Annotated in this window: 13 protein-coding genes; all 13 read right to left on the bottom strand. The window is 62.9% G+C overall.

Going from position 1 to position 10,324, the window contains the following annotated elements; translation table 11 throughout:
• Positions 1-234 (bottom strand): hypothetical protein (locus CH296_RS28455; protein WP_143546473.1); only part of this gene is annotated, 234 nt, incomplete at its 3' end.
• A gap of 20 nt (positions 235-254) precedes the next feature.
• Positions 255-674: a hypothetical protein gene (locus CH296_RS28450; protein ID WP_094686300.1), complete on the bottom strand. Its 420-nt coding sequence runs from the start codon at positions 672-674 to the stop codon at positions 255-257.
• Positions 671-1,147 (bottom strand): hypothetical protein, encoded by a 477-nt coding sequence (locus CH296_RS28445; protein WP_094686299.1) that lies wholly within the window; start codon positions 1,145-1,147, stop codon positions 671-673. The genes CH296_RS28450 and CH296_RS28445 overlap by 4 nt, the downstream gene beginning before the upstream one ends.
• A 3-nt stretch (positions 1,148-1,150) precedes the next feature.
• On the bottom strand, positions 1,151-1,504 hold the full coding sequence (locus tag CH296_RS28440; RefSeq protein WP_143546472.1) for a hypothetical protein: 354 nt from the start codon (positions 1,502-1,504) through the stop codon (positions 1,151-1,153).
• Positions 1,504-2,526, bottom strand: a complete 1,023-nt coding sequence (locus CH296_RS28435) for a major capsid protein (protein WP_094686297.1) — start codon at positions 2,524-2,526, stop codon at positions 1,504-1,506. The genes CH296_RS28440 and CH296_RS28435 overlap by 1 nt, the downstream gene beginning before the upstream one ends.
• A gap of 17 nt (positions 2,527-2,543) precedes the next feature.
• Positions 2,544-2,906: a hypothetical protein gene (locus CH296_RS28430; RefSeq protein WP_094686296.1), complete on the bottom strand. Its 363-nt coding sequence runs from the start codon at positions 2,904-2,906 to the stop codon at positions 2,544-2,546.
• 31 nt (positions 2,907-2,937) lie between these two features.
• Positions 2,938-3,633, bottom strand: coding sequence for a hypothetical protein (locus CH296_RS28425; protein WP_179277870.1), 696 nt, complete (start codon positions 3,631-3,633; stop codon positions 2,938-2,940).
• A 155-nt stretch (positions 3,634-3,788) separates the two neighbouring features.
• On the bottom strand, positions 3,789-4,034 hold the full coding sequence (locus CH296_RS28415) for a hypothetical protein (RefSeq protein WP_094686294.1): 246 nt from the start codon (positions 4,032-4,034) through the stop codon (positions 3,789-3,791).
• On the bottom strand, positions 4,031-5,878 hold the full coding sequence (locus tag CH296_RS29270; RefSeq protein WP_179277869.1) for a hypothetical protein: 1,848 nt from the start codon (positions 5,876-5,878) through the stop codon (positions 4,031-4,033). The genes CH296_RS28415 and CH296_RS29270 overlap by 4 nt, the downstream gene beginning before the upstream one ends.
• Positions 5,856-7,346: a phage portal protein gene (locus CH296_RS28405; protein WP_256980613.1), complete on the bottom strand. Its 1,491-nt coding sequence runs from the start codon at positions 7,344-7,346 to the stop codon at positions 5,856-5,858. Before CH296_RS28405 ends, CH296_RS29270 begins: the two co-directional genes overlap by 23 nt.
• A gap of 17 nt (positions 7,347-7,363) precedes the next feature.
• Positions 7,364-7,996, bottom strand: a complete 633-nt coding sequence (locus CH296_RS29265) for a terminase (protein ID WP_179277868.1) — start codon at positions 7,994-7,996, stop codon at positions 7,364-7,366.
• A complete protein-coding gene (locus tag CH296_RS29260) occupies positions 7,983-9,032 on the bottom strand; it encodes a terminase (RefSeq protein WP_179277867.1) in 1,050 nt (349 codons plus the stop codon). The genes CH296_RS29265 and CH296_RS29260 overlap by 14 nt, the downstream gene beginning before the upstream one ends.
• Positions 9,019-9,522 (bottom strand): hypothetical protein, encoded by a 504-nt coding sequence (locus CH296_RS29255; protein WP_094686293.1) that lies wholly within the window; start codon positions 9,520-9,522, stop codon positions 9,019-9,021. Before CH296_RS29255 ends, CH296_RS29260 begins: the two co-directional genes overlap by 14 nt.
• Positions 9,523-10,324: the final 802 nt, after the last annotated feature.

Below are 10,324 nucleotides of genomic sequence, written 5' to 3'. Positions count from 1 at the left end.
TTCGCGCAGAACCCATTCGCGGGTTCGCATGTCGAGGAACCACCCGGCCTGTGCGTTGAGCACTGCCTGCGCGAGCGCGCCGTAGTAGTTCGGGTCGGTACGGAAGTTGAAATGCCAATCAGCCGCGCCGAATGCCATCCCGTCGAGATCCTTGGCCAACTGCGCCACCACGAAATGCGACGTGTTCGGATACGGCGGTTGCGGTTTCGGCTGCTGCACATCGGGCTGATCCATTGCGGATCACTCGCTTTCGGTTATGGGGTCAACTCTGGGTTCGATGCCATATCCGATCCGTGCTCGACGATCGCGACCACGTACTGCACCGGTCCCCCGGCGGCCGAACGTCTCTCCTTCGGCCGGCCACGTACGTAGACGACCTGGCCGACCTCGACGATGTTGGTCGCATCCGTTCCGTCCGTGCGGGTGTCGCCGTCGAAGCGGAGTCGATCCCTGCCGTTCAATCCGCCGGGTACCGGAGCGTTGAGCTGCAGCACCATCTGGCTGGTCGTCAGGTCTCCGGGATGCTGCTCCTGCTTCGTTTCGAGGAAGCGCAGCGACAACAGGCCGGTGACCGGGACCGCCGTGGGCGGGACCGGGATCTTGTTGCCCGTCGAGTCGTCGTAGACCGGGGGGTTCTCGCGGAGTACCGACCAGTTCTGTGGGTACCGCCTCATGTGAGGAAGTCCCTGCGGTAGTGCTGTGGTCGACGGTCCGGCGCGTACGACGGCGATATCGAGAACGATGACGATTCGAGACCGCCCTTGGCGGGCATCGGTGTCAGGTCTGCGATCTCGCTGGCGGTGAAGTACACCAGCGACGACGCGTCCGGAGCGAGATCGAACTCGGTCGTCTCCTCCGGGAACTGCATCGACTTCACGCCCAGGCCTCGCCGGAAGTTCGTCAGCGCACGGATAACCGCTACCGACATCACACCGATCATCACGTCACGGTCGAGCAGGCCCTCGGCGAGTCCGGCGTCGAGATCCAATCCGGATGCCCGTCGTACATCGTTACGGGCCTTGCCGGACGCGAATCGTATGAGGAACTGAAGCTGTTTCAGCTCCGGTGAATTCGCGTCGTCGGGGAAGCTCTCCTGACTCGCGTCGCGGATGTGGTCGACGGTGATCAGCGGATCCGTCGACGGCATCGGTCAATCTCCGATGGACGACGACGAATCAGCCGACAACGAATCGGCCTTGTCACCGGATTCATCGGACGAAGCTGAGTCGTCACCGGCGCTGTCACCGGTGTCTCCGTCGGCGGCCGAGTCGGACGAATCGCCACCGTCTGCAGCAGGCGTGGTTGTCGCCTTTCGTGCGGTGATCTTCTTCGCTGCAGATTTGCGCGCGGCCGTGGCTTTGGCTGCGATCACCGGCGGCTCGTCCCACACCGTCGGATTGGTGATCGCCTTGACCGCCCACTCCGGGACTTCGTCGCCCGGGTTGAAGATGTGGTACGTGCCGTCTTCGTCGGGAACGTGCACGATTGTGGTGAGTTTCGCCATCACAGCACCTTCGCAATCATTGTCGCGTTGGAGTTGCCGAGGATCGGCAGCCCGATTCCCGACGCCTTCGTCCACCGCTGAATTGGATCGGGGTTGATGTACGAGCCGACCACGATGCCCGGCGCTTCGGTGGCGTCGATGTTGTAGTCGCTCTCGATCGCCTCTGCCGTGATGCCCCATAGGGTTTCGCCGAGCTTGGCACCGTTGGAGGCGATATACAGGACTCGGTCGTCCGGGATCAGACGGACCGTGTTTCCGTTGTAGTCCTCGACCTGCGCGTCGAAGATCTCGAACGGGGGATGCCCGAACGAGGTGAACAAGGCATTGACCTGCTCACGGGTGACGATTCCCTGCGTCGCACCGGGAGCGAGGCACATCGCCTTGATCACCAGGTTCCGCATGAGCGTGGACATCACGCGCTGCGAGGTGATCGCGCGAGCGGGGTTGCCCGAGTTCAGGAGTCGGAAGACCGTGAACCACGACTCCTGATCGAGAACCGGATCGGCCGCACCGGACCACAGTGTCGCCGCGGTCACCGAATGGCTCGCCGAGCGCTGGAAATCGGCCTCTACTTCGAGGCCGTCCTGTTCGAGCGAGACCGCGCTGGTCACGACTGCCTGAGCCTTCGCCATGATCATGCGGGTCTTGAGCGCCTCGGCGAGCTCGACTGCATCGTTGAGGATGATGTCGAGAATCGCGCTGTCCGCCTTACGCAGCCGGAGCCGATCGTATTCACCGAGCATGCGCTTCTCCGAGATCGGAGGCAGCTCACCCGAGATCCGCGCCACGCCCTTGCGCGCGGACTGCGGAGCTTCGGTATCGAACGTGCGGAACTTCGCGGCACGTCGCAGCCCGAGCTGAGTGATGTTCGCCCGGAAGTCGACGTCGTCGATCAGGGTGTCCGGGAGCAGGTCGTCGATGAGCGCCAGATCATTGATCGGGCGGTCCTTCAACGCCTCGCGGACGTAGCCGGACAGTTCGGCGGGAGAAATGTAGTCGCTGTTGAGTACCAGAGCCACCATTGCTGTTCAGCCCCTTCCTAGAAGTATCGGATGTCGCGTGCAGTTGCCTGCCCCGCGGTGTTGACGGACTGCGGCAGCTTCGCGGTGAGGACCGCGCCATGCCAGTACAAAGCGCCGGCCACGACCGTGAGGCCTGCCGGAACCTTCACCGCTGTGTAGAGGTGACCCTCGATCGGATCGGTGTCGCCGTCGACGCGAAGGCCGTAGCGAGTTCCGATCTTCTTCAGTGGGTACCCGGATTTGATCCAGCCGTCGGGGTACTTGCCTGCGAACGATGCGACGTCGATGTTGATCGGACGCGCGGTTTCGGTGCCGTGTGCAGTGGCGAGCCACGACCGATCGTCCTGGCCGAACTCTTCGCGCTTGACGTTGAGATCCATGTGAATGTCCCTCCTTCAGAGGTCAGTTCGATTAGGTGGTTTTCTTCTTCTTGGCCTCGTACAGTGAGCGGCCGGCCGAGACGGTGCCGGACGCGTCGCGACCACCACCGCCCTGCCTGCGGTCACCCTTGGGTGTCCGCCTCTTCTTCTGTTCGCCGCCTTGCGCGGCCAGGTACGGCTTCCGCTTGACCAGGTCCTCGATCGCGTCTTCGATCTCGTCCTGGTCCACATCGCCGTCTTCACCGACATCGAACTGATCGAGGTCGAGAAACTTGACTGCGTCGGCAGGGTCGGCGAGCTTGCCAGCAGCGGCCGCCCGAACCTCCGAACGCAGAATTCGGGAGTTGGCCTTCGCGAGAATGTCGCGCTCGGCCGTCTTGGTCTTGCCGTCCGTCGCCGCGTCGAGCACCTTCTGCTCGGCTTCACGACGTAGCTTCTTCTCGTTGCGGAGCTTTTCCTTGATCCGCTCGAGTGCGCGCTCGCCCTTGGGCCCCAACTTCTTGTCGTCGGGATCGTCCTCGTCGTCGACGTCTTTGTCGTCGTCGGGATCGTCCTCGTCGACGTCTTTGTCGTCGTCGGGATCGTCCTCGTCGTCGACGTCGTTGTCGTCGTCGGGATCGTCTTTATCCATCTGCTGCTGCAGCGGTTGCTGCGACCACGCGATCGGCTGCCGATTCTGTGATGCGAGCAGTGCGAGCATGTCGTCGGACAGGATGGTTCTACCCATGAGCTGCTTCTCCTAGTGGTGCGCCCCGTGCGGGCAGCGTGAGACCCCACCCGGTGCGGGTAAGGCCGGAAACGGCCCACGCACGACGTGGGCACAGAAAAGGCCCCGACCGCAGATGCGTTCGGGGCCTTACGAAATCAGTGGGAGAGGATCGGTTACAGCTGGATCAGTTCGTCGAGAACATAACCACCGGATGCAGCAACCTGCGACCAATACGGTCGGCGCTCCTCCGTAAACTTCTCCGGTGAACCGGGAGCCGCGGCCAGATCCGGATCGAACTCCGGGTCAAATATCTGCTGCGCACGCACGTCCTGATCGGTGAACGTGTGCTCCGCCGGGACCACAATGCCGCTGACGTCGAGGTAACGACCACCACCGAGGACCAACACCGGCACAATCATCGGATCACCCCCAGTCGTCGGAAAGTCCATGCAAGTATATCGGCTGCTTGTTCATCGCCGCCCGAGTTGTACACCAACCACGGACGATTGTTGTTCAGAACTGCCGCATAGCCTTCCGCTATCCACTCGGCGCGACCACTGCTTGCGTTGCCCTGCGATCCCAGCCGGTAATACTCCGGCCCGGACCCCGCAGCCACTCGTGCGTGCGCCCACTTGACGTACGGATCGTCCTGAATTCGAAACACTGTCGTCGTGACAGGTGTTTGCGCCGACGGTCTCGCTGATTCGGGCAGCGCCTTCGCACCCTGCTCCTGCCACGTGACCGACGGTGGTTCGCGCCGCAGTGCCCGGTAGTCGAGGGCGTGCCCGAGCTCGTGAGCGACGACGTCGAGCGACCCGTTGCCCGGGTCGGTCGAAATGATCACATCCCCGTACGTCGGGCTGAAGAACGACACCTCATCCGAAGGACGGCCATCCGAGGTGACCATCGTGGCGTACCGCGATCGCACCTGGGCGTCGTCGAGCAGGGACACCCGCCGAGTGAGGAACAGTCGAACGTACTGGCGCTTGAGCTCCTCGCGCGCTGCAATCGGGATTCGATCGAGCGTAGCTCGTGTAGCCGCAATTTCGGTCGCCGGTACACCTGCACTGACCGAAGGCGCGAGCACCTTCGACTGTCGAAGCTTCTCGGCCGCAACTCGATTGGCTTCGTCTCGTGCGGCTGCGCGAGCCACAGCATCGAGATCCACCGTATTCGCAACGTCCGAGGTATTGCGTGCGTCTACGAGCTCCGGCACCAGGCCAGTGCGTGATCCCGCGCCTGTTCGGGGACCGGACCTGTTGAGTATGTAGCCGTTCAACCGCAACATCCGAAGTGCATCGTCGCGGTCACCACCGGATATCTCGTAGATGTCCTCCGGCATCAACCTCGGCGTGGTGTCCGGGGTACGGCCGCGAGCACGAATCAGCTTGCCTGCGACACCGCGCTTAGTGACACCCTCGCTTGTGGTGAACAAGCTTTGTCCGTACACGTCCCGCCGCGTAAGGCGACCGGCAGTGTCGAGACCGTTCGCGCCGCGGCGAGCATTGACGACCTGCCCGATATCTGCTCCCTCGCGAATCGCTTGCGCGCCCGCGACGGTGAAGATCTTGTCCTGCATCCGGGTGTCGAGCGATGCGAAGTAGTCCATCGGATCGGTCCGCACGTCCTCTGCGACATCCTCGGAGGCCGCGATATGACGACAATCGCATGACGGATGCCGAAGAAAGCCGCTGCTGAACCGGTAGAACCGGCCCGCCAGCACCGCGCACCGCGAGCACGACGGAGGATTGAGCATCCGTACGTACCCGATTTCCGGCCGCACCGTCACACTGAGTCCGGTCGCCACTCGATTCGCGTCGGCCACCTGCGTTTGTACACGTAGTTGCGTCATCCGCAGACCGGTCTCCCACGCTGCAGCGACGACGTCCGCTCCGATCGGGCGGCCTTGTTCGACGGCCTTCTTGATCTCACCCTTCGCGGTGATGATCGGCGAGTACATCAGCGAATCGAGTGCGCGGCCATCCGATGCAACTCCGACCAACCCTTCCGGCTGGACGGATGCCGTCGGTTCGACCTGCTGACTCAACGAGTCGAGGGTGTCGGCAACATACTCGTCGGTACCGACCACCGCGGCCTGCTGCCCGGCTGTGACGATCGCTACCAGTCGATCGACGTTGTCGGCGAACCATGCATCGAAATCGCGAGGCGGCCGACGACCCCAGATCTGCGTTGCCGCGTCGATGACATCGTTCTGAATGCCCTGCTGGCGAACGTAACTGTCAGCTGCCGGTTCCGGAATCATCGATGTCTCCCGGGGTGCGTTTGGGTACCTCGGTCAACTGACGATTGAGACGATCGAGAACCGGATCGCTCTCGGCCGCGAAATAGCGACGTTCACGATTCTTGCGGGCCTCGTCCCACCCGAGCTCGTCCCACGATCCCTCGCGCGAGTACACCGGGGTGCCGCCATTGAGCTTCTGGATATGGTCCGCTTCCTCGGCTTTCGTCGACGTACCAGGATCGATCCACTCGACCTTGATTGCGGTCCCCTTGTCCGGCCACTCACCGGTTCGGAATCGCTCCTCGAGCGCCATCGCCCAGCCGATGCCGGTTCCTTGGCTCTCGTTCTTCTCATCGGCGTTGCCGTTGATGCGCGACTCGTCGGCCCGAATAGCTCCCTCGGCAGCGGGATTGGCGGTGTTCTGGCCGAAGTACCGCATCGGCAGGCCAGTCACCGACGATCCGAGGCCTGCGTAGAGCTTGATCGTGTCGTGGAAGTTCCGCAGATCCGAGGCATTGAATTGCCCGAACATGGCATCGCGCGGGCCTTTCGCTGTCGCAGCCATCGCCGTGAAATACGACTCCCACACCGGGATCGGCGTTCCGTCCTCATCGACGAAGTCGCCCTTCGTGGCACCGAGCAACCACTTTCCGGGCGTGCCGTGGGTTTCCTGCGCGACCTGCATGTTCGCCAACGACCGCGCACACGCGTCGGTCAGGCCCATGATGTCCTTCATCTCCGTCGTTCCGGTCCACTTACCCAGACGACGGCGGTTCAGGAACAGGACCACCGGGATGACACCGAGCTCGTGTCGGTCGACAGCGTCGTTGTCGTCCTCGTTCTCCGCGTCGCCGCCCACCTCGTCGTACTGCCACCCGCGCGGGCCTGCGATCACCTGAATGGTCCGATCGGGCAGAAACAGGGTTCCAACTCTGTCACCATCATCGGTACGGAACTGGCGGAACGCCGCCGACATCCGCCGTCGCCGCTGATCGATCAGGCACGACATCTGCAGCGGAGACTCGACCGAGATCAGAGGGTGGTCGAGATCGTCTTCGTTGGTGCCGACCGTCATGTAGCACCGGCCGTAGATCATCGTTTCCTTGTTCAGGAGCCGGATTTCCGATGCCAGATTGTTGACGTCGAAGCTTTCCTGCAGGGCGATGTCCTTGCGAGAGACCCTCGGCGATTCTTCGTTGCCTTCCTCGTCGATCACGGCAGCAGCTGTCGAGTCCCGACGAATCAACGACTTGATGCGCTGTCGCCGAGCGATCTCCTCGACGTACATCCGCGGCCAGTTCGCGACGGTCTCGAACATGCGCAGTTCCGGGGGCACAGCGACACCGAGCTGCTTGACGCGCTGATCGCCCTCAAAGTACAGATCGTGGAGCCGATCGGCCGGCTGCAGCCGAGACAGATTGGCGTTCATCTTGCCGATCAAGTCTCGGTGGTCCGGAGACAGGGTCGTCCGCAGAATCGGTGCTGTCACAACCCCTCCTTCAATTGTCAGCGTCGGCGAAAGAACACTCGTTGGTCGACCGGGTCCGGCCAACCTGCCACCAGAGCGTCCGCTGTGGCCTCGTTGGCGAGGACTGTGGCGACCGCCGCGTCGATCTTGCGGTGATGCTCGCCCACTGGCTTACGGATGCCATGCCGTTGCGATGGCATCGGCACGTTGCGGGCATTCAGAACATGGCGGGTCGTGATCGGGCACCCGTCGTGCGTCATTCGCTTGCTCCGCAAATCGGTCTCGCAGCGCAACAATGCCTCGTGCATCTGGCGTGGACGGTTCGTCTGCCACTCGAATACCTTGTCGGCACCGTATGTCACCGACCACGAACCGATCTCGGAGTAATAGCCCTCCGGGTCGCAGTACATCCGGACGACATCCCAACGGTCGAAGATGTGCTCGACGGCCACCTCGAGCTGATCGCGTGGGATCTGACCGCCGTACTCTGCCGGGTTCCAGATCGTCGGCCGCAGAGCGCGTTCGTCGCCAAAGCGGGGCGTGAAGGAGTAACCCTCCTTCGTCTGCGCGCGGATCGCCGTCCAGTCATTGGACTCCGACCCGTCGAACCCAACGCAGATCTGAGTGCCTGCCTTGGGATTGGGCAACCACAGTCGCTCAGGCCCTCGCATACGCACCGTCCCAGACATCCTGATCCATCCAGGCACCTACACCCTGAACGAGGCGATTGCCGAACCAGCGCTCTGCTTTCGGTGGGTCGGTCTCCGAGATCTCCTCGGCCTCGGCATCGATGGATTCGATCGAGATCCACGGGCAACCCGCGTACACGAAGCGCAGTAACTCTCGACGTTCTTTCCTGTTCTCCCAACGCAACCCGGTCGGCGGCATCCGGTAAAACTTGAATACGTCTTTCACGCGCGATTCGTAGGTGCGCTGCGCATACGAGTGCTGCGCTGGATTCCAGCAGTTCGTGGTTTCCATCGTGCGGCCCTGCATACCTGCCGCACCTCGACGTTGCGCGTCGGCGACGTCGACGAGCTTGTTCTCTTTCGTGTACAGCCCGGTCTCGTCGTTCAGCACGAACGAGACGCGCTTTCCGATGCGAGACAGTGCATTCGAGGTGACCTTCTCCACCATCGAGTCGCGGGCATTGCCCGGCAACCGGATGAAGTTCTCCCGGATGCCCATCAGCTCCGCGAGCGGGCCGTTCTCGATCATCGTCGTCAACGGTCCGTAGACGTTGTCGACCTGATCCTCCGACGTCGCGGTCAGCTGAATGATCGGCGTCGGCCACGGCATACCCATCGGCTCGCCCGGGTTGTAGGCATGCTCGAAACCGCAGCCACACCCGAAATCCGAGCACGCGTACCCGTCGCCGTCCTCGGCCCAACCCGCGAACAACGTCGGCCCCACAGCCTCGCCCGCGATGACTGCCGCCGACCACGGACCCTTACCCGACTTCTGCGGCCCGACGATCTGCGAGCGCCGATACGTGAACGCCTGGTTCAGCATCGGCTTCCGCGGCTGCCACCGAGCGGACTTCTTCACCCGGTAGTGGTTCGCGGTGCACCAGAACTGCCAGTCGGCCATGACGAACGGATCCCCGACGTTGAATCCGTCGGGGATCGAGCAGTGCGCCTGGTACCAGGGGTCGAGAACGTCAGCGAGGGTGGGGAAGTCGACGGCGTACGACTCAGTCGCTGCCATCGGACCGAGCTACACCACGCAACCGGCGACCGGTTCCCGTCGTTCGTTCGATGACCTTGCCCGCGGTGCGCTGTTTCGCGGCCGGCGACTCCGGAACGATCTGGTCCTTGGGCACGATGACCCAGCCGTTTTCCTTCAGACCCGACGGCGTCAGACCGATCTGATCGGCGAGACGCAGTGCGGCGGACGCAACGGCGGCGGGCGCTTCCGGATCTTCCATCTTCACGGTCCAGCGAACCCACATCGCGATCGTGCGGAACCGGTAGGGCTCGCGAATCCACTGCGCTGCCTGCGGAGTTGTCCAGGCCTCGGCCCACACGAGGCCTTCACGTTGTGAGGCATCGGGCAGGAACTCCGAGAGCGGAGGGAAGTCGTCGCTGTACCCCTCGACCGGCAGACGGGTTGCTTTGAGATCGCGAGCATCCGAACGGGCCGAGTACATCGACGGCTTCGGCCCGGACCTGCTGCGTGCACCTCCATGATTCGTCATCGCCACCAACTCCTACGTTCGGCAGTGCGCCGAACAGACACCGCAGCAGTGCGCCGCGGGAGAAACGATCAGAACCAACCCATACGGTGGGCGAGCTTGCGGACGCATGCCGCGACCAGGTTGTGCAGGCGATCCCTCAGGGCCATTCCTGAAACCTTTCGCGCAACTGTGCATCGGCCATGACGGTCCACTTGTCGTCGAGCACCCAGAACCCCGGTTCGACAACAACGCCGCAGACTGTGAGCCTGCTTGGTAGCGCTGGACAACTCTTACCGTCACTGTCTGGGTTTCTGGCCGGCATGGACTCGGTCCACGACGCGACACCGCCTCGGAGGAACACCCAACTGACGATGTCCTGCCCGCTCGCCGAGGAACCATCGAACTGCATCGCATCGACGTCGAGGCATCGAGTTCGGAACCTGCGGGGTAGGTCATGTATTCGACCGCGGTTCACATTCTGCGCTGGCATGTCGCAGTTCCCTTTCAGTGTCGAGCGGAGTTGGCTTGCGCGCCCCCACCGAACAGTCGAGCGATGCGCGCCTTCTCGGCGGCCTTCTCCTGACTGAACTCCAAACCTGGATTCATCCACTTCTCAACCCGCCGCAGATACTCCGCGTCGGATGGTTGACGGATTGGGCGCTGGAACATCGGTAGGCCTCTCGATTTTTTCGGAACTTCTTGAACCCTCCGCACCTCGGAGAGCCCTCCCCCACGGCGAACCTCGAGGAGGGGGGCTTAGGGGCACCCCCCTGGGGTGCATCGCCGCAGGTCAGAGCATTGGTTACCAACGCGAACCATTTAC

It is taken from the genome of Rhodococcus sp. 14-2496-1d, from assembly GCF_002259365.1.
Classification (GTDB): domain Bacteria; phylum Actinomycetota; class Actinomycetes; order Mycobacteriales; family Mycobacteriaceae; genus Rhodococcoides.
This window is presented reverse-complemented; position numbering and strand designations above follow the sequence as displayed.

What these genes read in the sequence shown, in the direction of transcription:
- CH296_RS29265 (WP_179277868.1), bottom strand. Translation starts at nt 7,996, where the DNA reads ATGCGAGGGCCTGAGCGACTGTGGTTGCCCAATCCCAAGGCAGGCACT.
- CH296_RS29270 (WP_179277869.1), bottom strand. Translation starts at nt 5,878, where the DNA reads ATGATTCCGGAACCGGCAGCTGACAGTTACGTTCGCCAGCAGGGCATT.
- CH296_RS28440 (WP_143546472.1), bottom strand. Translation starts at nt 1,504, where the DNA reads ATGGCGAAACTCACCACAATCGTGCACGTTCCCGACGAAGACGGCACG.
- CH296_RS28415 (WP_094686294.1), bottom strand. Translation starts at nt 4,034, where the DNA reads ATGATTGTGCCGGTGTTGGTCCTCGGTGGTGGTCGTTACCTCGACGTC.
- CH296_RS28450 (WP_094686300.1), bottom strand. Translation starts at nt 674, where the DNA reads ATGAGGCGGTACCCACAGAACTGGTCGGTACTCCGCGAGAACCCCCCG.
- CH296_RS29260 (WP_179277867.1), bottom strand. Translation starts at nt 9,032, where the DNA reads ATGGCAGCGACTGAGTCGTACGCCGTCGACTTCCCCACCCTCGCTGAC.
- CH296_RS28435 (WP_094686297.1), bottom strand. Translation starts at nt 2,526, where the DNA reads ATGGTGGCTCTGGTACTCAACAGCGACTACATTTCTCCCGCCGAACTG.
- CH296_RS28445 (WP_094686299.1), bottom strand. Translation starts at nt 1,147, where the DNA reads ATGCCGTCGACGGATCCGCTGATCACCGTCGACCACATCCGCGACGCG.
- CH296_RS28430 (WP_094686296.1), bottom strand. Translation starts at nt 2,906, where the DNA reads ATGGATCTCAACGTCAAGCGCGAAGAGTTCGGCCAGGACGATCGGTCG.
- CH296_RS28425 (WP_179277870.1), bottom strand. Translation starts at nt 3,633, where the DNA reads ATGGGTAGAACCATCCTGTCCGACGACATGCTCGCACTGCTCGCATCA.
- CH296_RS29255 (WP_094686293.1), bottom strand. Translation starts at nt 9,522, where the DNA reads ATGACGAATCATGGAGGTGCACGCAGCAGGTCCGGGCCGAAGCCGTCG.